This is a genomic window from Silvimonas sp. (genome assembly GCF_031291215.1).
GTDB classification, from domain to species: Bacteria; Pseudomonadota; Gammaproteobacteria; order Burkholderiales; family Chitinibacteraceae; genus Silvimonas; species Silvimonas soli.
The window spans coordinates 250075-270354 of record NZ_JARLJK010000144.1 but is presented as its reverse complement, the minus strand read 5'-3'; the positions used below and the strand labels follow the sequence as shown (position 1 = coordinate 270354).

At 54.8% G+C, this 20280-nt stretch carries 22 protein-coding genes and 1 other RNA gene; 6 read left to right on the top strand and 17 right to left on the bottom strand.

The annotated features are described in order from the left end of the window. Positions 1-10 precede the first annotated feature (10 nt). The 6 genes from P4L78_RS20565 to pyrE form a co-directional block, all read right to left on the bottom strand. Positions 11-802, bottom strand: a complete 792-nt coding sequence (locus P4L78_RS20565) for an AAA family ATPase (RefSeq protein WP_390901576.1) — start codon at positions 800-802, stop codon at positions 11-13. 6 nt (positions 803-808) lie between these two features. Next, positions 809-1435, bottom strand: a complete 627-nt coding sequence (rsmG, locus tag P4L78_RS20560) for a 16S rRNA (guanine(527)-N(7))-methyltransferase RsmG (RefSeq protein ID WP_309330375.1) — start codon at positions 1433-1435, stop codon at positions 809-811. A gap of 45 nt (positions 1436-1480) precedes the next feature. Continuing rightward, on the bottom strand, positions 1481-3394 hold the full coding sequence (gene mnmG, locus P4L78_RS20555) for a tRNA uridine-5-carboxymethylaminomethyl(34) synthesis enzyme MnmG (protein ID WP_309330373.1): 1914 nt from the start codon (positions 3392-3394) through the stop codon (positions 1481-1483). Positions 3395-3560: 166 nt separating this feature from the next. Further along, positions 3561-4337 carry a polyphosphate--glucose phosphotransferase gene (ppgK, locus tag P4L78_RS20550; RefSeq protein ID WP_283151385.1) on the bottom strand — a complete coding sequence of 259 codons (777 nt, stop codon included), beginning with the start codon at positions 4335-4337 and terminating at the stop codon, positions 3561-3563. Positions 4338-4538: 201 nt separating this feature from the next. Beyond that, positions 4539-5132, bottom strand: coding sequence for a DUF4124 domain-containing protein (locus tag P4L78_RS20545; RefSeq protein ID WP_309330372.1), 594 nt, complete (start codon positions 5130-5132; stop codon positions 4539-4541). A 40-nt stretch (positions 5133-5172) separates the two neighbouring features. Continuing rightward, entirely contained in the window at positions 5173-5820 is a 648-nt protein-coding gene (gene pyrE, locus P4L78_RS20540) for an orotate phosphoribosyltransferase (protein ID WP_283151383.1), read from the bottom strand. A gap of 182 nt (positions 5821-6002) precedes the next feature. On the opposite strand from pyrE, the gene P4L78_RS20535 reads away from it, so the two are divergent. Next, on the top strand, positions 6003-6818 hold the full coding sequence (locus P4L78_RS20535) for an exodeoxyribonuclease III (RefSeq protein ID WP_309330370.1): 816 nt from the start codon (positions 6003-6005) through the stop codon (positions 6816-6818). Between the two features lie 33 nt (positions 6819-6851). Beyond that, positions 6852-7109, top strand: a complete 258-nt coding sequence (locus tag P4L78_RS20530; protein ID WP_283151381.1) for a hypothetical protein — start codon at positions 6852-6854, stop codon at positions 7107-7109. Positions 7110-7173: 64 nt separating this feature from the next. Here the strand turns inward: P4L78_RS20530 and P4L78_RS20525 are convergent, their stop codons facing one another. The 11 genes from P4L78_RS20525 to ylqF form a co-directional block, all read right to left on the bottom strand. Continuing rightward, positions 7174-8436, bottom strand: a complete 1263-nt coding sequence (locus tag P4L78_RS20525) for an AmpG family muropeptide MFS transporter (RefSeq protein WP_309330368.1) — start codon at positions 8434-8436, stop codon at positions 7174-7176. 82 nt (positions 8437-8518) lie between these two features. Then, positions 8519-9181, bottom strand: coding sequence for a glutathione S-transferase family protein (locus P4L78_RS20520; RefSeq protein WP_309330366.1), 663 nt, complete (start codon positions 9179-9181; stop codon positions 8519-8521). A 104-nt stretch (positions 9182-9285) separates the two neighbouring features. Further along, a complete protein-coding gene (locus P4L78_RS20515; protein WP_283151378.1) occupies positions 9286-9480 on the bottom strand; it encodes a PspC domain-containing protein in 195 nt (64 codons plus the stop codon). Between the two features lie 100 nt (positions 9481-9580). Then, positions 9581-11122 carry a PTS transporter subunit EIIC gene (locus P4L78_RS20510; RefSeq protein ID WP_309330364.1) on the bottom strand — a complete coding sequence of 514 codons (1542 nt, stop codon included), beginning with the start codon at positions 11120-11122 and terminating at the stop codon, positions 9581-9583. Between the two features lie 249 nt (positions 11123-11371). After that, a complete protein-coding gene (gene ptsP, locus P4L78_RS20505) occupies positions 11372-13912 on the bottom strand; it encodes a phosphoenolpyruvate--protein phosphotransferase (protein ID WP_283151376.1) in 2541 nt (846 codons plus the stop codon). Positions 13913-14138: 226 nt separating this feature from the next. After that, complete coding sequence (locus P4L78_RS20500) at positions 14139-14732, bottom strand: 5-formyltetrahydrofolate cyclo-ligase (protein ID WP_309330362.1); 594 nt, start codon at positions 14730-14732, stop codon at positions 14139-14141. 35 nt (positions 14733-14767) lie between these two features. Further along, a non-coding RNA gene (gene ssrS, locus P4L78_RS20495) (6S RNA) lies at positions 14768-14947 on the bottom strand. 36 nt (positions 14948-14983) lie between these two features. Beyond that, on the bottom strand, positions 14984-15289 hold the full coding sequence (locus P4L78_RS20490) for a cell division protein ZapA (protein WP_283151374.1): 306 nt from the start codon (positions 15287-15289) through the stop codon (positions 14984-14986). Then, on the bottom strand, positions 15286-15486 hold the full coding sequence (locus P4L78_RS20485) for a hypothetical protein (protein WP_283151373.1): 201 nt from the start codon (positions 15484-15486) through the stop codon (positions 15286-15288). Before P4L78_RS20485 ends, P4L78_RS20490 begins: the two co-directional genes overlap by 4 nt. A 127-nt stretch (positions 15487-15613) precedes the next feature. Beyond that, entirely contained in the window at positions 15614-16468 is an 855-nt protein-coding gene (locus tag P4L78_RS20480) for a cobalamin-binding protein (protein WP_309330360.1), read from the bottom strand. Further along, complete coding sequence (gene ylqF, locus P4L78_RS20475) at positions 16465-17385, bottom strand: ribosome biogenesis GTPase YlqF (protein WP_283151371.1); 921 nt, start codon at positions 17383-17385, stop codon at positions 16465-16467. The genes P4L78_RS20480 and ylqF overlap by 4 nt, the downstream gene beginning before the upstream one ends. A 348-nt stretch (positions 17386-17733) precedes the next feature. Here ylqF and P4L78_RS20470 point away from each other — a divergent pair, with 348 nt between their 5' ends. The 4 genes from P4L78_RS20470 to P4L78_RS20455 all read left to right on the top strand — a co-directional run bounded on the left by P4L78_RS20470 (position 17734) and on the right by P4L78_RS20455 (position 20275). Then, complete coding sequence (locus P4L78_RS20470) at positions 17734-18222, top strand: TlpA disulfide reductase family protein (protein ID WP_309330358.1); 489 nt, start codon at positions 17734-17736, stop codon at positions 18220-18222. Positions 18223-18777: 555 nt separating this feature from the next. Beyond that, complete coding sequence (locus tag P4L78_RS20465) at positions 18778-19227, top strand: type IV pilin protein (protein WP_309330355.1); 450 nt, start codon at positions 18778-18780, stop codon at positions 19225-19227. Further along, a complete protein-coding gene (locus P4L78_RS20460; RefSeq protein ID WP_309330353.1) occupies positions 19221-19829 on the top strand; it encodes a prepilin-type N-terminal cleavage/methylation domain-containing protein in 609 nt (202 codons plus the stop codon). Before P4L78_RS20465 ends, P4L78_RS20460 begins: the two co-directional genes overlap by 7 nt. A gap of 29 nt (positions 19830-19858) precedes the next feature. Beyond that, positions 19859-20275 carry a prepilin-type N-terminal cleavage/methylation domain-containing protein gene (locus tag P4L78_RS20455; RefSeq protein ID WP_309330352.1) on the top strand — a complete coding sequence of 139 codons (417 nt, stop codon included), beginning with the start codon at positions 19859-19861 and terminating at the stop codon, positions 20273-20275. Positions 20276-20280: the final 5 nt, after the last annotated feature.

The window sequence follows — 20280 nt, the reverse complement described above, 5'->3', positions numbered from 1 at the left end:
CATCTGCAATTTAAACAACCGGCTGTGCAGCATCGACCGGATTATGCCGTGCCAGCAACTCTTCGGCGAGTTGCAAATAGGCTTGCGCGCCTTTGGAGGTTTTGTCATAGGACAGAATCGGGCGGCCATAACTGGGCGCTTCTGCCAGACGTACGTTGCGTGGAATCACGGTGTGGTAAAGCTTGGAAGTGAAGTGCTTGACCAGTTGATCCGACACTTGCTGGGCGAGCGTGGAGCGCGGATCAAACATCGTCCGCAGCAAACCTTCGATCTCGATGCGGCGATTCAAACCTTGCTTCACCCGGCGCAAGGTGTTGACCAGGTCCGACAGACCTTCCAGCGCGTAGTACTCGCACTGCATGGGAATCATCACTGCGTCAGCAGCGACCAGGCCGTTCAGCGTCAGCAGGTTCAGCGCAGGCGGGCAATCCAGAATCACAAAATCGTAATTACCGGAAATACCGCCCAGCGCGGTTTTCAGGCGGGACTCGCGAGCTTGTGCCTCGACCAGTTCAACTTCGGCACCGGCCAGATCGCGATTGGCCGGCAACAGATCAAAACCACCGTTTTCGGATTTGACCAGTACATCGTTGATTTGCGCTTCGCCAATCAGCAGGTTGTAGACCGTGGCGTCGACCTTGCCCTTGTCGATGCCCGAACCCATCGTGGCATTGGCTTGCGGGTCCAGGTCGACCAGCATGACGCGTTTACCCAGATGGACCAGGCTGGCGGCCAGATTCACCGCCGTCGTGGTTTTACCCACTCCGCCTTTCTGGTTTGCGATCGCAAGCACACGCGTCATCAGACTTCACACCTCTTTGATTAGAACCAGACAGCGCTCGGCTTCGAGGCCGGGCACTTTCAATTGAGCAACCTCGGTCACCACGAGGTCTTTGGGCAACAGCGCAATTTCCTCATAAGGATACACGCCTTTGAGAGCGGCCCAGTAACCACCGCTCGCCAACAGGTGGCGCGTCAGTTTGACGAACTCGCCCAATTCAGCGAATGCGCGCGAGGTAATGACCTGGAAAGGCGCTTCCGGGTGATAGGCCTCGACCCGGTCGCTGACAATGGTAACGTTGGGCAATTGCAGCTCAAGCAGCGCCTGGCGCAAGAAGGTGGTTTTCTTGTGATTGGAATCGAGCAACACCAGTTGCCAATCCGGGCGGGCAATCGCCAGCGGAATGCCGGGGGTACCAAAGCCGGAACCCACATCCAGGATGCGGGCATTTTGCCCGGCGGGGAAAGCGGCCAGCGGCGCCAGCGAATCGAGCAAATGGTGCGGCACCATGCGCTCAGGCTCACGAATCGCCGTCAGGCTATAGGTTTTGTTCCATTTTTCCAGCAAGCCGACATAGTCGAGCAGTTTCTGTTTTTGCGCGTCGTCCAGCTGGATACCCAGCGTGGCCAGACCGGCGTTGAGCACGTCGTTCATGAGTGGTTTTCTTTTGTTTTCTGTCTAGGTTAGAAGTGGTCAGACTCAGGCAGCTTTGCCCGCAGTTTCAACCAACTGCTTTTTCTTTAAATGAACCAACAACAAAGCAACGGCGGCGGGCGTAATTCCGGAAATCCGCCCGGCCTGGCCCAGTGTTTCCGGGCGATGCTTGTTGAGCTTTTGCTGGGCTTCAATCGACAGACCCACCACCTGGGTGTAATCCAGTCCTTCCGGCAAACGGAAGTCATCCAGCGTATCGCGCTTGGCCACTTCATATTGTTGTCGTTCGATATAACCCTGGTACTTAACCTGGATTTCGACTTGTTCGGCCACCAGCGGATCAGTCACCGGTGCCTCGCCCTCTTTCGGTTGTGCCGCAGTCAGGGTCAACAGCGAAGCATACGTAACTTCCGGCCGACGCAGCAGATCAACCAGGGTGTATTCGCGCTCAATCGCCTTACCCAGAACCCGTTCGGATTCCGCCGCATCCAGAATGCGCGGATTCACCCACGTCGATTTCAGGCGGGCAAGTTCGGCTTCCACCGCATCGCGTTTGCGCGAGAACAGATCCCATTGCTCATCGCCCACCAGGCCGAGCTGGCGGCCGGTTTCGGTCAGACGCAGATCGGCATTGTCTTCACGCAATTGCAGGCGGTATTCAGCGCGGCTAGTGAACATACGGTACGGCTCAGTCACGCCTTGGGTGACAAGATCATCCACCAGCACGCCCAGATAAGCCTGGTCACGGCCTGGCAGCCATGCCTCCTGTTCGCGGACAAACAGCGCGGCGTTCAAGCCAGCAAACAGACCTTGTGCCGCCGCTTCTTCATAGCCGGTGGTGCCATTGATCTGGCCCGCAAAAAACAGACCGGTTATGGCTTTGGTCTCAAACGACGCTTTCAGGCCGCGCGGATCAAAATAGTCATATTCAATGGCGTAACCCGGACGCATGATGCGGGCGTTTTCCAGGCCCTTGATCGAACGCACGGCGGAAAGCTGGATATCAAATGGCAGGCTGGTCGAGATACCGTTCGGATAGAACTCGTTGGTATCCAGACCTTCCGGTTCCAGGAAAATCTGGTGGCTGTCTTTGTCGGCAAAGCGATTGATCTTGTCTTCAATCGACGGGCAATACCGCGGACCAACGCCTTCAATCTTGCCGGTGAACATCGGGCTGCGATCAAAACCGGAGCGGATGATGTCGTGCGTCTGCAGATTGGTATGCGCCACCCAGCACGGCAACTGATGCGGATGCATGCCCACGTTGCCGCGGACCGAGAACACCGGCTCGGGTGTATCGCCTGGCTGTTCTTCCAGCACGGAGAAATCAATGGTGCGGCCATCGATACGCGGCGGGGTGCCGGTTTTCAGACGACCAACTGGCAAATCCAGTTCACGTAAACGATGCGACAACGTGACCGATGCCGGATCACCAGCGCGGCCGCCGGTGTGGTTTTCCATACCGACATGGATCTTGCCGCCGAGGAAGGTCCCGGCCGTCAGCACGACGGCAGATGCCTCGAAACGGATACCGATCTGCGTCACCACGCCGGTAACGCGATCGCCATCCAGCGTCAGGTCATCCACCGCTTGCTGGAACAAATCCAGATTGGGCTGGTTTTCCAGCATGTGGCGGATGGCGGCCTTGTAACGCACGCGATCTGCCTGGGCGCGAGTAGCACGCACGGCCGGGCCTTTGGACGAATTGAGCGTGCGAAACTGAATGCCGCCCATATCGGTAGCCAGCGCCATGGCGCCGCCCAAGGCATCAACCTCACGCACCAGATGCCCTTTGCCAATGCCGCCAATCGACGGATTGCAGCTCATCTGGCCGAGGGTTTCAATATTGTGGGTCAGCAGCAGTGTCTTCTGCCCCATGCGCGCAGCCGCAAGCGCGGCTTCTGTGCCGGCATGGCCGCCGCCAACCACGATGACGTCATAACGAGTGGGATAAAGCATGGGGTCTGTGCTACCGCTTTGATTGCATAAGGGGCAATATTCTACGGCAAAACAGGCACTTGCGCCACGTGAGGTGCGCCCGCAGGGGAATCAGAACAGAGCGGGGTGAAAAGGCGGGCCAACTTGCACTGATGACCCTGCTTTTCACCCCGTTTTCAGGCAGGTATTACAGCACGCCGTAGGTATGGGCGGCTTCCAGCGCAGCGCCCACGATGCCGGCATCGTTTTGCAGCGTTGCAGCGGTCACTTCGAAGCGAATGCCGGTCATTTCCGGGATGAACTTCTCGTGCTTCTTGCTGATCCCGCCGCCGATAATCACCAGGTCTGGCGACAGCAGCAAATCAAGATGCTTGAGGTAGCCATTCAGGCGCGGATTGAAGTCTTTCCATTTCAGATCAAGATCATCCTTGACCTTGCCCGAACAATATTTCTCGGCAATGGTGTCTTTCGGGAAAATCAGGTGGCCAAACTCGGTATTGGTAATGAGCTTGCCGTCCACAATCAGCGCCGTGCCAATGCCGGTACCCAAGGTAATGACCAGCACCTTGCCAGCACGACCTTTGGCGGCACCGAAAGTCTGTTCTGCCAGACCGGCAGCGTCCGCATCGTTGAGCAGCTTGAGCGGTTGGCCCACGCCGTCAGCCAGGATTTGCTCTGCCGGGGCATTCAGCCAGGTCTGATCGACGTTGGCGGCAGACAGCGTGACGCCATTGCGCACAATCGCCGGGAAGGTACAGCCAATCGGGCCTTTCCACTGAAAATGCTCAACCATCTGCTTGACCACAGCAGCGACCGCTTCAGGTGTAGAGGGCTGGGGTGTATCAAAACGGGCGCGTTCGGCGGCCAGTTCGCCGGTTTCAACATTGACTGGGGCACCTTTAATGCCGGTACCGCCGATATCAATCCCCAAAACGATTTTGGGCCCCTGAGCTGCGTTGGCCATGATGACTCCGTTGCGTTGCTGCACTGAATAGAAAATTAGATGTCTCGGATTACGATCCGGACCTTACCTGCAAACCCGCCTGGCGGGTGCAAATCGATCTCAAAAATCATCCGGGAATTTAACTGTTGTGCAATCAAAGTCAAGCCAGGCAATAACCCTAGCCCGGACAACAGCTGTGTCATGTGGATAAAACGCGACGGCTTACCTGCCCGCCTGCAGCTCGTTTAACCGCTTTTTGTCTTCTTCAGCATGCTGGCGAATGGTAACGATACTGGCCTGTTTAACCCGGGTATCGTCATCGATATCGTTGATTTCTTTCTGAGTCGCCAAGACCTCACCCAGCATGTCGGCGGGCGGAGTTCTGCCGCGTTTCTGGATAGTTGCAACCTGAGTATTGAGCCGGTCCAGCTTGGCCTGACCGCTCTGGCGCCGCAGTGTGTTGGTTTGCAAGCTGGCTTGCACCGACTCGATCTGCCGGTCGCGCAAGATATCAATATCTTTGGGGCTGGAGAACGACTGCAACAAGGCGCGATCGCGCCGTTGTTGATCCAGTTGCTGGGCTTTTTCAGTTTGCAGCCGGGCTTTTTCTTCTGGCGTCAGTTGCGGCGCGGGTTCCTTGCGCACCATGCCTTGGGTATCCAGCACCGATACGCCCTTTTTGGCGCCCGCCACTGGCGGCTTGTCGCTGTATTGCACCTGACCGTTATCATCCACCCAACGATACAACGCGGCATGAACCTGAGCGGCGACCAGCAACAATGCCAGCACGACCGGCAAACCTGAATACTTCATCATTACCCTCAAAATATCCGGAATTGCCGGTCGGCGTTTTCGCTCAGTCCCGACGAATCCCGTATTGCTCGCGGTAGGCCGCCGCTTTTTTCAAGTTATCGGCCATGCCCGCAGTGTTTTCCAGATAGCTCATCAGGTCATCCAGCGTGGCAATTGGAATCACCGGAATGCCATATTGCTGCTCAACTTCTTGTACTGCAGACAACTCGCCTGTACCACGTTCCATCCGGTCAAGCGCAATCAACACACCGGCCGGCTCGGCGCCGTGTGCCCGGATCATCGCCACGGATTCGCGGACAGACGTACCCGCAGAGATCACGTCATCGATAATCAAGACGCGCCCTTTGAGCGGCGCCCCGACCAGCACGCCACCTTCGCCGTGATCTTTTGCTTCTTTACGATTGTAAGCAAAAGGGGTGTTCCGCCCGGCTTGTGCCAGTGCAACTGCGGTAGTTGCAGCCAGCACAATCCCCTTGTACGCCGGGCCGAACAACACGTCGAACTCGATACCGGCAGCAGCCGCTGCCTTTGCATAAAACTGAGCCAGTTGACCCAGCGCCGCGCCGTTGTAGAACAATCCGGCGTTAAAGAAGTACGGCGAGGGGCGTCCGGCTTTGGTGATAAACTCGCCAAAACACAGCACATTCTGTGCCACGGCAAATTCGATGAAATCCTGGCGGAAATCGGACATAGTGAAACTGCCTCCTGATAACGATAGAAAGCCCGCTGCGACTTAATCGAAGCGACTTTCAAGAATTGTGATGGGGCCATGATGGGGCCAAGGCAGCCAGCGTCGGTTTATGCCATCGTACTGCCGCTTTTCGTAACCCCGGTGACAAAAAACAGCATATTATGCCCGCCCCGTGCCGGCTCATGCGATTTGAAATCACTGAAAATCCAGATGAGGGACTCGCTTTGCGCATCATTTCTGCCAATCTGAACGGCATTCGCTCCGCCGCCAATAAAGGTTTCTTCGACTGGCTTCCCACCCAGAAAGCTGACGTGATCGGGTTGCAAGAGCTGAAAGCGCAAGATGCCGATTTGACCGATCTCATGCGTAATCCGGATGGCATGCATGGTTATTTTCATTGCGCCGAAAAGAAGGGCTATAGCGGCGTAGGCCTGTATTGCCGTCGCAAGCCGGACAACGTGGTCATCGGGCTGGGTATTGAGGATATTGACTCCGAAGGTCGTTATATCCAGGCGGACTTTGGCAATCTGTCGGTGGTCTCGGTCTATCTGCCGTCGGGTTCGAGTGGTGAAGAACGCCAGACCGTCAAATTTGCCTTCATGGAACGCTTCTGGCACCACCTGGCTGCGCTGGCGCAAAACGGACGCGACATTGTGCTGATTGGTGACTGGAATATCGCCCACCGCGAGCTTGATCTGAAAAACTGGAAAGGCAATCTGAAGAATTCAGGTTTTCTGCCAGAAGAACGGGCATGGATCGGCAAACTGTTTGCCGAGCAAGGTTGGGTCGATGCCTGGCGCACGCTCTATCCGGAACTGCCGGGTTACACCTGGTGGTCCAATCGCGGGCAGGCTTATGCCAAAGATGTGGGTTGGCGCATCGACTACCATATTGTTTCGCCATCGCTCTCGGGCAAGCTCAATTCGGCCAGCATCTACAAAGACATCAAATTTTCTGACCATGCGCCGTTGCTGGTCGATTATGACTATCCGTTGTAATGAGCAATGCGTTCAAAACAACAGGTTGCCAGTATGAGTGATGATATTTCCCCTCGCGCCAAGGCCATCCCTGCAGCAGTGGTCGGCGCGGGTTTTCTCGGTGTCGCGGCATGGGACTGGACCAGTCGGCATAGCTGTACCGACATCGCCAACGGGCTGTGCGAATTCTTTCTGCGCTTTGCCAACGCCTGGTTTGGCAATGGCAATGCCTGGCAAGCCTGGGCAGTGGGCGAAGGATTGATTGGCGTGATCTGCTTTGCCTACGCCATTGTGCAGTTGCGCAAAGGCTGATTCACCCGCAATTCGCCACATCGCCAATAAAAAAGCCAACCCTGACCGGTTGGCTTTTTTTTCGCTAGGCAGTCTGCGCGGGCTCGGTATTTTCCGGCACGGCCGTCGTCCACGGTGCGACCTTGAATAGCAGCAGCATGCCTGGAATCGCCAGCAGCGCGCAGACCAGGAAAAACTGCTGCCAGCCAAAATGCTCCACCAGCACGCCAGTAGCGGCGTTGAAGAACGTGCGCGGCACCGCGGCCAGACTGGTAAACAGCGCGTATTGCGTGGCCGTATAACGCGGATTGGTAGTGCGGGCGATAAAGGCAGTGAACGCCGCCGTACCGAGTCCGACACCCAGCGCCTCAAAACTGATGACCAACGCCAGCGCGTATTGGTTAGCGCCCATGCCGGCCAGCCAGGCAAACCCCAGAATCGACGTCAGCTGTACCACGCCAAATAACCACAACGCGCGATTGATGCCCAGTTTGATCATCCAGATGCCGCCCAACAACGCGCCGATGACACTGGGCCAGAGTCCGGCATTTTTGGCAATCAACCCGATCTGGCTTTTGGTAAAACCCAGATCAAGATAAAACGGCGTCGCCAGCGCGGTGGCCATGCTGTCGCCGAGTTTGTAGAAAAAGATAAATGCGAGGATCAGCAGCGCGCTTTGCCAGCCATGTCGTGTCATGAACTCATGAAATGGCTCAACCACGGCTTCACGCAAAGTGGCGGGCGCCCGCGCCAGAGCGGGTTCTTCGACGCAAAGCGTGAGAATGATGCCGGGCAACATGAACAAAGCCGTCACCATGAATACCTGTGACCAGCTCAAATGGTCCGCCAGAATTAGGGACAACGCGCCCGGGATCAGCCCGGCAATGCGGTAGGCGTTAACGAACACCGAGTTACCCAGGCCCAGTTCAACTTCACTGAGGATTTCCCGGCGGTAGGCATCGAGCACGATATCCTGGCTGGCACTGAAAAACGCCACGATGCACGCCAATGCCGCAATCGACCAGATGTCCGTAAGCGGGTTAAACACGCCCACACCGGCAATCACCAGCAGCAGCACGACCTGGGTGGCCAACATCCAGCCACGCCGCCGCCCCAGATGCGGCAGGGAAAAGCGGTCCATTAACGGCGACCAGATGAATTTCCAGGTGTAGGGGATCTGAATCAGCGCAAAGAAACCAATCGCCTTGAGATCGACATGCTCGCTTTTGAGCCACGCCGGGACCAGATTGATGAGGATATAGAGCGGCAAGCCCGAACTGAAACCGGAAAACAGGCAAATCGCCATGCGGCGAGTGAACAGCAGTTGTTTCCAGTCGGGAGCAGTCATGCGCAGTTGCGGGGGCGATGGTTAGGGGTGCGATACCTTACCGCAACCCTCCCCTGGACGCACGCGACATCACAATGTCGGCTCAGACTCTGGCGGCCAGCACGCCACCTTTACTTTTGATAAACAGCTTGAGCTTGTCGCTATAACCCGGTTGCACGGCGTCAACTACCGAAGGATGCGCCAACAAAGCTGTACTCCAGGCATGGACTTTGGGTGCGGCATCAAACCAGCCGGACTCGCCCAGACTTTCCAATACCGGGAAATACCGGAAAACCGGACCAAAAGCAGCGTCAACCAGCGAGATTGATTCACCGGCAAAGAACGGACCGTTACTCACCGCGGCTTCAAGCCGGGCAATTTTGCCGAGGACATCTTTGCGGGCGTTTTCCAGACCCTCAGTATTGGCCGCAGTATAAAAACTCCACAACGAACCCAATGTCGCTGAAGAAAACTCCATCCACGCCCGATGCTGGGCTTTGGTGAGCGGATCCAGCGGATGCAGTTGCGGGCCGTAAACCTCGTCCAGGTATTCAGCGATCACTGACGATTCAAACAGCGTGGCGTCGTCAACTTGCAAAACCGGGACTTTACCGGTGGGCGAAAGCTGCAAAAACCATTCTGGTTTGTTGGCCAGATCGATATAGGTGCGCTCGAACGGGATTCCCTTTTCCAGCAGCGTAATCACGGCACGTTGCACAAAGGGGCAGAGATCAAAACTGATGAGATGCAAGCGGGGTTGCGACATATGGGGCTCCGGGAAGGAGCAACCTGCTCGGGTCAGGTTGCATCCGCTCTAGTTGGAGCCCACACCGGCACTATGCAAGATGGGATGCGGCAAAAAGAAGTAGATCAGTCATCCGTGGGCATGAGAAACCATAAGATCAGATACAGGATCAGCCCGGGGAAGCCCGCTACGCAGATCGACAGCAGAATAAACACAATGCGCAGTTTGTCGGCGCTGATGTCCATGTAATCGCCCATACCGCCGATTACTCCGGCGATCCAGCGATTGTTGCTGCTACGGCGCAAGCGTTTTTCTTCCATATTCCGGCTCTCCTGAAAATAAAAACAGGCGTGATATACACGCCCGTTCTGGCTTGGTCAGATTGGTGCGTTCAACGCACTTTACCTGATTCCCTATGGATTAACGGCCACCTTTCTTCAGGTATTCATCCATATCTGTCTTGTAGTTGTCGGACTTGGTGCCAAACACAGCCTGCACACCATTACCCACCATCATGATGCCTGCCGCGCCCATGGATTTGAGCTTGGCCTGGTCAACCTTGGTTGGGTCAGCCACTGCAATACGCAGACGGGTGATACATGCATCCAGACCCTTGATGTTTTCAGTGCCGCCAAACGCAGTCACCAACTGGCCAGCAAAAGCAAAGCGCGGATCAGATTGCGCCAGTGCTGCGCTCACCGAATCAGTAGTCGCGGTGGTTGCAGTTACCGTTGCGGCCGCAGCAGCTGCTGCGGAACCAGCTGCCACAACAGCAACAGGTTCGTCATCTTCACGACCCGGGGTCTTGAGGTTGAGCTTGGTGATCGCAAAACGGAATACAAAGTAGTAAATCGCTGCGTAGATCGGGCCAAGAATCAGCACGTACGCCCAGTGTTGCGCTGCCGGGTTATTGGCAAAGGCGTTGAACAGCAAGAAGTCGATGCCACCTTGCGAGAAGGTGAAGCCCATGTGCATGCCCAGCGTGTTAGCCACGAACTGGGTCGAAGCAGCCAGCACCGCGTGGATACCGTACAGCACCGGAGCCACAAACAGGAACGAGAACTCGATTGGTTCGGTAATACCGGTCAGGAACGAGGTCAGGGCAGCGGAGATCATGATACCGCCAACCATGGCGCGCTTTTCCGGCTTGGCAGTGTGCCAGATCGCAAAAGCAGCAGCTGGCAGACCGAACATCTTGAACAGGAATGCGCCCGACAAGATACCGGCGGTGGTGTCGCCCGCGAAGAAGCGGTTGATGTCACCGTGAACCACTTTGCCTGCAGCATCGGTAAAGCTGCCGATTTCAAAGAAGAACGGCACGTTCCAGATGTGATGCAGACCGAATGGAATCAGCAGACGTTCCACGAAACCATAAACGGTTGCGGCGGTACGCGGATCGCTGGCAGCAGCCCAGTGCGAGAACACGTCAATGCCGTGCTGGATCGGTGGCCAGATCACTGCCAGGATCGCGCCAACAAAAATGGCAGCGATACCGGTCACAATCGGCACAAAGCGTTTACCGGCGAAGAAGCCCAGATATTGAGGCAGCTGGATGCGGTAATAGCGGTTGAACAAGGACGCAGCGACCGCGCCGATGATAATGCCGCCGAACACACCGGTTTCCATGGACTTCATGCCAAGGACGGTGGCCGGAGCAACACCGGTCACTTCAGTCATAACGCCCATTGTGGCGATCATCACCACAAAGCCAACCACGGCAGCGATTGCTGCTACGCCGTCGTTTTCAGCCAGCCCCAAAGCCACACCTACGGCAAAGATGATCGGCAAGTTGCCGAAAATCGCGCCGCCACTTTGCGCCATGATGTGGTTAATAATCGTGGGGATAAACGTAAAGTTGGAACTACCAATACCAAGCAGCAAACCAGCGACGGGAAGAACCGCAACTGGCAGCATCAGTGCCTTGCCGATCTTTTGCAGAACGGCGAATGCCTGTTTGAACATGATGGCTTTCCTTGCCCTATGGGCGATTGCTGCGGTCATGACCAAATGGCCATGATCGGCTCTCGCCACTGTTTATAAACGTGCTTTTATATTCCAGCGGGCATTCTGCTCTTGGCGGCAGGCTGAACCAAATACGGCGTCCTCTGTACATATCGGGATTTAAGTGCCGTTTGTGCACTATTCACAACAGAAAACCGGCTGTTTCAAGCCTGTTCCCTGTTGTTAGGTGCAACTTACTGCAAAACCGAATTAATCGACCAGGCCAGACAACCGAGCGCGGACTTCAGCAACGGTGCCCATTTGCAGAACTTCAGCCGCCAGTTTCTGACAGTCAGCCTTGTTCAATTTACGCACCATGGCCTTGATGGAAGGGATCGACGGTACGCTCACCGACAATTCATCCACACCGATGCCCAGCAATACCGGCACGGCCAGCGGGTCGGAAGCAATACCACCGCATACGCCTACCCACTTGCCATGGGCGTGGGCGCCTTTGACGGTCATGGCGATCAGCCGCAGCACGCCTGGATGCAAAGCATCGGCCTGTTTGGCCAGCTTCGGATGACCACGGTCCATCGCCAACGTGTATTGGGTCAGGTCATTGGTACCTATGGAGAAGAAATCGACTTCGCGGGCAAAGATTTCGGACATCACGGCGGTGGAAGGTACTTCCACCATGATCCCGACTTTGACATCGGCGGTGACTGCCAGCGCGGCTTTTTCTTCGTTCACGATCTTGCGGGCCTCACGCACTTCTTCCAGCGAGGCAATCATCGGGAACATGATGTGCAATTTGGAGAACGGCGCGGCACGCAAAATGGCGCGCAATTGGGTACGGAACATTTCTGGCGCGGCCAGGCACAAACGGATACCGCGAACGCCGAGGAACGGGTTCTCTTCAACCGGCATGGGCAGATATGGCAAGGGCTTGTCGCCCCCCACGTCCAGCGTACGGATCACCAAAGTGCGCTCGGTACCAAGGGCTTTGGCGATATCGCTGTAAATCTGCGTTTGTTCTTCTTCGTTCGGCGCGTCGGTACGCTCCAGGTACAGGAACTCGGAACGCAACAGGCCAACGCCTTCTCCGCCGAGTTCAATCGAGTGTTGCGCTTCTTCCAGACCACCGATGTTGGCGACGACTTCAATATGCACGCCATCAGTAGTCACCGCTGGCAGGTTGGCGGACGCCAGTTCTTCGTCACGTTTTTTCGCCAGCGTAGCTTGACGATTGCGAATCTCGAGCACTTCGCTTTCAGACGGATTTTTACGCAGCGCACCTTTGCTGCCATCCAGAATAACGCTGGTACCGTTAGCCAGTTGCAATACGGCTTCTTCGATACCGCAAATCGCCGGAATATTCAGTGACCGCGCCAGAATTGCCACGTGGCTGGTGGCACCACCGCCCGTTGTAGCAAAGCCCAGCACCTTGTTACGATCCAGACTGGCCGTATCTGAAGGTGTAAGTTCTTCGGCGATAAGAATGGCGTTTTCTGGCACTTCCAACGCCGCTTCTTTCACACCCGTCAACAGACGCAACACCCGGCGACCGATATCGCGGATGTCGTTGGCACGCCCAGCCAGCAATTCGTTTTTCAGCTTGGCCAGTTTGTCGGCATAGACGGTAAATGCTTGTTTCCAGGCAAATGGTGCGCTCTTGCCATTGGAGATTGCGGAAAGAGCCAGATCCAGCAAGTCCGGGTCGGCCAGCAATTCCTGGTGAGCAGAGAAAATTTCTGCTTTGGACGCATCGCTGATCTCGGCCTTGAGCCCTTCCAGCTGCTGGCGCGCTTCTTTCAGCGCATCTTCCAGACGACGACGTTCCAGTTGCGGATTGTCACCAGCCTCGCGGACCTCAATGACTTCCTGGCGGACCTGGAAGATCTGACCGACAGCCAGACCTGGCGAAGCCGACACGCCCAATAACACGTTCGGATCATCGGAATGCGCTTTGGGAGCAGGGCGCGGTACGGCAACTGGCTTGGGTGCAGCAGTTGGCGCGCCGGCGGAGCCACAGTCTTCGCCCGAACCCGAACGAATCAACTCGCTCAGTGCTTTGAGCGCTTCAGCAGCATCAACGCCAGTGGCCTTGATGCGGATTTCATCATTGTTCTGGACTTCCAGACCCATGATGCTGACCACGGATTTGGCGTTTGCTTCTTCCGTACCGCGCACCAGTTTGATATCGGATTTGAAAGTCTTGGCGGCATTGGCCAGCACAGCAGCCGGACGGGCATGCAAACCGGTCGGGTTTGGTACGCGGATCAAATCGGTTTCGTTCGCACTAGCAGGCGCAGTAGTGGCGGTTGCCGGAGCAGTGCCGGCAAAGGTGACCGTCAAAGCCACTGTTTTACCGGCGTGAGCAAAGCCGCGCGCCGGTTGCATATTGGTGACGATGTCGCCGTTGGCAATCACGATTTCGGTCATCGTGCTCTTGCCGCGGCTGCTAATCAGTTGATCATCAAATTCAATCAGCGGCTGCCCAACGCTGACTTCGTCGCCTTCTTTGACCAGCGGCTTGAAGCCTTCGCCCTTGAGCATGACCGTATCCAGGCCGATATGCAGCAAAACTTGCAGGCCTTCATGGGTGGTCAGGGTCAGCGCATGGAAGCTTGATGCCAGCTGCGTGATTTTGCCTGCCGCCGGAGCCAGCAAAACATTTGAGGTTGGATCGATTGAGACGCCATCCCCCACCATCTTTTGCGCGAATACTGGGTCCGGTACGGCCTCAAGCGGCACAAAAAGACCAGAAAGGGGGGCAATCAATTCCACGGTTTGATTCGATAACGTCATGGCAACCTCAAGGTTTTTCTAAGCTTTTTCCGATCTTCCGGATGCAGTAAAGCCGGCTTGCTTTGGCAAAACCGGCATTCAGCCCGCGTTCGGGTATCGACACTGCTTCGTAGTTTAGAGCTTCATACGCGAGAGATCAGTGAAATTTTTCCCATTGTCATGTTGGCTTTCTGTCATGGAAATCCAGGCTGACCGGAATATGACTTGGAAAAACCACCCCAACCGCCTACGCAGGAGGCCGATAGGTGTTGTTTTCAGTAATGATTTCATCTAGATGTAAATCCCACGGTTCCACGGGCAAAGCCTTTACCCGCTGGCATTCGTAAGCCAAACCAATCAGCCGGGGCTTTTTCCAGATTTTGCGTGAGCGGCGGAAATGGAAGGTTGTATCGTAGTAGCCGCCACCTTGGCCCAGCCGCGCCAGTCGCTGGTCAAACCCGACCAACGGCACGAATACCAGGGATAAATCACGTGCTACACAGGTTTGCGGGTGTATTGGCACCGGAATATTGAACTGATCGCGACGCCAACTGACGGTTTCGTCAAAGCGGACGAACCGCATTTGCCGGCCACGGCGGGGAATTTGCGGCAAAAATACCCGACATCCGGCCTGGATCGCCCGCAAAATCAGCGGCCAGGTAGATAGCTCGCTGCCCATTGGCGCATAAACGGCGATGCGCGAACCGCGGCGCAAATAACCGTTTTGCAGAGCTCGTTGCATGATTGCAAGACTGGCTTGGCATCGGGAGGCGATATCCAGAGCCGCGCGGCGCTGGCGCAGGGTGCGCCGGAGGGCGGCTTTATCCGGATTTGCAGACATGGATCACAGGGATCGGTGCGGATACTTGAAGAGGGGGGCTTCCCGCGAGTGCCGGTCGGTTCATATCCTGAACCCGGAGGTTCAAGGGGCCGCTGGCCGTGCGCCATCAGGTGCATTCAACGAGGAATGCTCACAACAGGCGCTTCGTGGCTGGCGACCGAAGGATAAGCTAGGTTCAAGGAAATTAGAACCGTAATCGAACACCGCAGGAAAGCAATCGTCGCAGGTAGAAGGGTTTGCGCTCACTATGCCTAGAACAGTTCTGTCTGTCCCTTGAGCACCGCATCCACCGTAGCGTTCATGTCCGAGATTCTACGCCGATACGCACCAATGTCAAAACCACCTGCTTTCACGTGGAGATATTCATGCGCAATGTTGAGTGCGGCCATGATCGCAATCTTTTCGATGCCAATCACTTTGCCGCTCTCACGGATCTCGTGCATTTTGCCGTTAAGCACCTCAACGGCCTGAAGCAATGTTTCTTCTTCGTCATCCGGGCAGGCTACGCGAAACTCGCGGCCCATGATTGACACATCAAGCTGCTTGATCTGGCTCATGCTTCATCCTCCGGCAAACGCTCAATCAACGCGCTGACCCGCAATTTTGTTTCATCGAGCTTGCTGACCAGTTGCTGATTCAGTTGCGCCGCAGCCAGAATTTCCTGGCGCAGTTGGTGGTTATCACTGCGCAAGGCCGTGACAATGCGCGCCAACATGTGGATTTTTTCTTCAAGAGTGGCGAGTTCGGCGTCCATGTCGACCCATCGCGGTTTTAATTCTGTGGGATTCTATGACATCTAAGGCAAGCTTGCTGGGCTGTAACGTATTGTTGTGCGGCAAACCACGCTGTTTACGACTTCAAAAGCCGTAAATTCGCATATTTCAGCGCCTGAGGGCATCGACGGCCGCACACAAAGTCTGCATGCCTTCAATCAGACGTGGCCCCGGCCGCACGAACTGATCACCCTCCAATCCAAGCAAATGACCATTTTTTACCGCCGGAATTTGCGGCCAGGCTCGCCACATTTTCAGTGTCTCGGTCGGGCCAGTGCTCAGGATCAAGTCCGGAGCGAACGCTAGCACCACTTCGATGCTGACTTGCGGCGCCTCAGTTTTGGCATCCGCATACGGCGTAATCGCACCGCAATCGGCCAGTGCCTGACCGAGAAAACTCTGCCTGGACAACGTTAGTAGCGGGTGTTCGCTTACCTGCAAAAAAACCTTGACCGGATTTGCCGACCGATAACGCTGACGCAAAGCCTGATAACGGCTCTCCTGCTGTCGCGCCAATTGGTCTGCCACCGCATCCTGGCCCAGCAACCGCCCAAGGCGGCGCAGACTGGACGCGACATCCAGTGGCGTTTGTGGCCGGCTGACAAATACCGGGATGTGCTGGCGAATCAACTGCGCAACTGACTGGCTTACCGCCTGGCTTTCCCAAACTACGACCAGATCCGGATGAACCGCCAGGACGGCCTCGATATTAAGACTCTGAAAATCGGCCACTTTCGGCAACTTTTTGACGCTGGCCGGGTAGTCACTGGCCGTATCCACCGCCACCAGCGCAGCGGGCCGCAACGCCGCAACCAGCTCCGTGGCATGTGGCGCCAGGGTAACCACCCGTTGTGCTGGTTGGGGTAAACGAATGATCTGACCGTTGTCGTCCTTTGCTTCCACACTGGCAAAACCGAAAACCGGCACGGCTAGCAGCAGCGCGAAACACCAAACCCGAATCACTCCTGTTCTTCCTCGTCTTCACCCTTACTGCCCGCATGGGTGTAGTCGGTTTGGCGGATTGGCTGTGGTGGAGCAATGAAATCCTCCGGTGTTTCCAGCGTGATCCGACCCAAGTTGCCCGAGCGAAACTCCGTCAAAATCAACTCAGCGGTTTTCTGTTCATCCAGCACGCCACCAGGCAGGATCGCTCCACGCTTGCGGCCAATTTTCTCGAAAATCTGCTCGAAACCGCCGTCAAGATCAGCCAACTTGAAGCGGGCCTTCAACAATTCCGGATAGCGCTCGATCCAGGTCTGCACACCAAACCACGCCACTTCGGTCTCGTGGAACGCATTACGACCTACCGACCCGGCCAATGCCAGTCGAAGACCGGATTCTTCCCGCTCGATCCGTGGCCACAGCAAACCAGGGGTGTCGTAAAGGATCACGCCATCCAGCGTTTCTACCCGCTGCTGCCGCTTGGTCACACCGGGCGTATCCGCCACCTTGGCGACCTTGCGATTCATCAGCGTGTTAATCAGCGTCGATTTGCCAACGTTGGGGATCCCCACGATCAGCGCCCGCAATGGTTTTTCCATCCCGGTGCGATGGGGTGCCAGTTCGCGACACAACTGCGCGATCTTCTTCACGTCGCCAGGCTTCTTGTCGTCACCCAGCAGCAACGACGCAGTGTTCGGTTGCGCCTTGAACCATTCCAGCCAGACTTTGTTCTGCACCGGATCAGCCAGATCCGCTTTGTTCAGAATTTTCAGCGCTGGCCGCTGCCGACTCTTGCGCAAGACTTCGAGCATGGGGTTGCTGCTGGACAGCGGCAGACGGGCATCGACGATCTCGATCACCATATCTACCTTGCCGATGGTTTCTTCCACCGCCTTGCGGGCAGCGTTCATGTGCCCGGGATACCACTGGATCGCCATCGGACGTCCCCTTCTGTGAAGCAAAAAAGCGTTGGATTATACCTTTGTTCACAAAGCACTAATGAAATCAATCACATGGCCTGTGGAAAAAAAAAGTGGACCAGGGGATAACTCGCCCCACCCGGCAACCGCCCGAAAGCACCCCCAAACTATCCACAGGTCATACGCGACTTGAATACAACCCTTGAACCGTAATAACATGCTGATCAGAAACAGAAAATAAGGTTATCCACAGAAAAGGTCGTTCCTTATTATCTATTCTTGTATCTTCTTATCCAATATTGTTGTTTAAGTGAAAACCTGTTCACCGAATGGTTTTTCCTTCAGCCCTAACGTTAAAGAATCACGATGAAACGTCTGTACTGGCTTGTTCCTGTAGTTGTAGCCTTGATCACAGCAGCGATTCTGCTAACCCAAGACACCAGAAAACCTGCACCTGACGTGGATTACACCACCTTGCAAGGCAAAACCTGTAACTTGGCATCCATGAAAGGAAAAGTGGTATTGGTCAATTTCTGGGCAACCACCTGTCCGGGATGCGTTGAAGAAATGTCCAACTTGGGTTCTCTACAAAACAAATTCGGCCCAAAAGGTTACGAAACCCTGTCTGTAGCCATGCAGTACGACCCGCAGCTGTATGTTCAAAATTTTGTCAGCCAGCAAAAGATGCCATTTATCATTACTCATGATCTGAGTGGAAATATAGCCAGAGCATTTGGCGATGTAAGCCTTACACCGACCAGTTTTTTGATTGATAAAAACGGAAAAATTGTAAAGCAGTATTTGGGCGCAATTAATAAGGAACAACTGGAAGTAACAATTGAAAAACTTCTATGAACTAGCGCGTTAATTTGAGTAGATAAAAAAGTGAGCCCTGATGAAGAGGGCTCTTTTTTTGCCCAGAAGTATTGTGATAACCGGTAACATAATCGGCTGAAAAATTGATTTGATTAAATCTATTTATTTAAAATGAAAAGATCGAACCAATACAGTTCGATCTGAAGTCCATTAAAAACTATATTGATAATTAATAGCGATCCAACGCTTTAACCTGACCACATCCTCTTCCTTGGCTGGCCATCCTCCTTGGCCAGCAACCCTTGTCATCGTGCGCACTGCTGCAAAATTCAGACAGTAAACACGCCGCTTGCGGCTTTTTTTGGGACATTCGTCAGTACTAGTTACCATATGCTGACAGCTTTACACTAATATCTGCGCATATTGAGAAAAATGATGGTCTTGCACACGCCATGAAAATGGCGTGTGTTGTCTAAGTTCCAGCCACACAAGTCTTACTAATACTTAAACATTAAGTAATTTACACGAAAACATGTGCTCTCTTGCTAGATAACGTGTTGGTAAATAAGCATTTAATCATAAGGTGTAACGCTTATGGTCTGGCAAAACGGACAAACTAAAAAGCACTCTGGTTTCACGTTGGTAGAACTGATGATCGTAGTTGCAATCGTCGGCATCCTTGCGGCCATTGCCATGCCGATGTATCGCGATTATGTGATCCGGTCCCACCTGGCAAATGCAGTTAACGGAATTGGTGCCACTCAGGCGCAGATGGAACAGTACTATCAGGACAATCGTACTTATGCGGATACCGGAAATTTCGTAGCACCCTGCAGCGGAACATACGGCGAATTTACTGTGAGTTGCACCGGAACACGCGACGCGACGCAATACACACTATCAATCACAGCAACTACTGGCCCGGCGACTGGCTTCACTTACACAGTTAATCAAGCGGATACCAAAACAACCACGTTTGGCCCTGCCTGGAGTAACGCCACCGTGCAGAATTGCTGGTCTACCAACAAGGGTGGGGCATGCTGACGCGTAGACCAAGCCGTGGCTTCAGTCTTATTGAACTGATGGTAACGCTGGCCATTGCCGGCATTCTGTTTGCTGCTGCGTTACCCCAATTTGGCGCCTGGATTCAAAATTCAAAAACCCGCACCGCGGCAGAAATCCTGCAAAACGCGTTACGTGGGGCTCGTATAAGCGCAACCCAGCAAAACCGTATCGTAGTTTTTTCGTTAGCTACGCAGAATCCCTCGGCAGCGAACCTACCAGCTGCTTCTTCATCCGGCACCAACTGGTATACCCAATTCATACCCTTGCTTAGCAACGATTCAGCAGGTTCACTGTACATACAAGGCGGCGCGCTGGGATCTTCGGCCGCAACTTCTGTCAGCGGCCCGCCCGCTATTTGTTTTAACGGCTCAGGAAGACTCGTAACCAACGCAGCCGCTGGCTGTAACGCTCCTGTTGGAACCACCAATCTCTATACCTACACGCTGAGCAGCGTTGCACTTAACGGTACCAGTTCAAACAGACCGCTGGATGTTCTGGTCTCAGTCAGTGGTGCAGTAAGAATGTGTGATCCTGCCAAGTTACTAAGCACAAACAACCCAGACGGTTGTTTTACTAGTTGAATGATATTGACCCCCTAAGGGGAGACAGCATGAAATCTGTGAACAGTCAGGCAGGCTTTCTGCTGATTGAAGTACTCATCGCCATACTGATTTTCTCAATCGGCCTTTTAGGCCTGGTTGCAGCCGTCACCGCTGCATCTCGCAATTCAACCGAATCAGAAGACCGTGGTCGGGCTGCACTTTGGGCAAATGAGATAGTTGCGCAAATGTGGACAACAAATTCCGTGACACTAAGCCCTACCACCATAAGCAACTGGCAAACCGCGCTATCGCTGTCAACAGCAACGAATACTTCCAATACCAATACCGGTTTGGGGCCGTTGCCAAACGGTCTAGGAACGGTAACCGCAGATGCCGCAAATGCAAAGGCTGTAATTAGTGTTACCTGGCAGGAACCCAAAGCCACCGCCACCAGCACATACACCACGACTGTTTATCTGCATTGATGCCA

Bases quoted from the DNA above. Each gene is read 5' to 3' on its own strand.
- P4L78_RS20565 (WP_390901576.1), bottom strand. From the start codon at position 802: ATGACGCGTGTGCTTGCGATCGCAAACCAGAAAGGCGGAGTGGGTAAA.
- rsmG (WP_309330375.1), bottom strand. From the start codon at position 1,435: ATGAACGACGTGCTCAACGCCGGTCTGGCCACGCTGGGTATCCAGCTG.
- mnmG (WP_309330373.1), bottom strand. From the start codon at position 3,394: ATGCTTTATCCCACTCGTTATGACGTCATCGTGGTTGGCGGCGGCCAT.
- ppgK (WP_283151385.1), bottom strand. From the start codon at position 4,337: ATGGCCAACGCAGCTCAGGGGCCCAAAATCGTTTTGGGGATTGATATC.
- P4L78_RS20545 (WP_309330372.1), bottom strand. From the start codon at position 5,132: ATGATGAAGTATTCAGGTTTGCCGGTCGTGCTGGCATTGTTGCTGGTC.
- pyrE (WP_283151383.1), bottom strand. From the start codon at position 5,820: ATGTCCGATTTCCGCCAGGATTTCATCGAATTTGCCGTGGCACAGAAT.
- P4L78_RS20535 (WP_309330370.1), top strand. From the start codon at position 6,003: ATGCGATTTGAAATCACTGAAAATCCAGATGAGGGACTCGCTTTGCGC.
- P4L78_RS20530 (WP_283151381.1), top strand. From the start codon at position 6,852: ATGAGTGATGATATTTCCCCTCGCGCCAAGGCCATCCCTGCAGCAGTG.
- P4L78_RS20525 (WP_309330368.1), bottom strand. From the start codon at position 8,436: ATGACTGCTCCCGACTGGAAACAACTGCTGTTCACTCGCCGCATGGCG.
- P4L78_RS20520 (WP_309330366.1), bottom strand. From the start codon at position 9,181: ATGTCGCAACCCCGCTTGCATCTCATCAGTTTTGATCTCTGCCCCTTT.
- P4L78_RS20515 (WP_283151378.1), bottom strand. From the start codon at position 9,480: ATGGAAGAAAAACGCTTGCGCCGTAGCAGCAACAATCGCTGGATCGCC.
- P4L78_RS20510 (WP_309330364.1), bottom strand. From the start codon at position 11,122: ATGTTCAAACAGGCATTCGCCGTTCTGCAAAAGATCGGCAAGGCACTG.
- ptsP (WP_283151376.1), bottom strand. From the start codon at position 13,912: ATGACGTTATCGAATCAAACCGTGGAATTGATTGCCCCCCTTTCTGGT.
- P4L78_RS20500 (WP_309330362.1), bottom strand. From the start codon at position 14,732: ATGTCTGCAAATCCGGATAAAGCCGCCCTCCGGCGCACCCTGCGCCAG.
- P4L78_RS20490 (WP_283151374.1), bottom strand. From the start codon at position 15,289: ATGAGCCAGATCAAGCAGCTTGATGTGTCAATCATGGGCCGCGAGTTT.
- P4L78_RS20485 (WP_283151373.1), bottom strand. From the start codon at position 15,486: ATGGACGCCGAACTCGCCACTCTTGAAGAAAAAATCCACATGTTGGCG.
- ylqF (WP_283151371.1), bottom strand. From the start codon at position 17,385: ATGGCGATCCAGTGGTATCCCGGGCACATGAACGCTGCCCGCAAGGCG.
- P4L78_RS20470 (WP_309330358.1), top strand. From the start codon at position 17,734: ATGAAACGTCTGTACTGGCTTGTTCCTGTAGTTGTAGCCTTGATCACA.
- P4L78_RS20465 (WP_309330355.1), top strand. From the start codon at position 18,778: ATGGTCTGGCAAAACGGACAAACTAAAAAGCACTCTGGTTTCACGTTG.
- P4L78_RS20460 (WP_309330353.1), top strand. From the start codon at position 19,221: ATGCTGACGCGTAGACCAAGCCGTGGCTTCAGTCTTATTGAACTGATG.
- P4L78_RS20455 (WP_309330352.1), top strand. From the start codon at position 19,859: ATGAAATCTGTGAACAGTCAGGCAGGCTTTCTGCTGATTGAAGTACTC.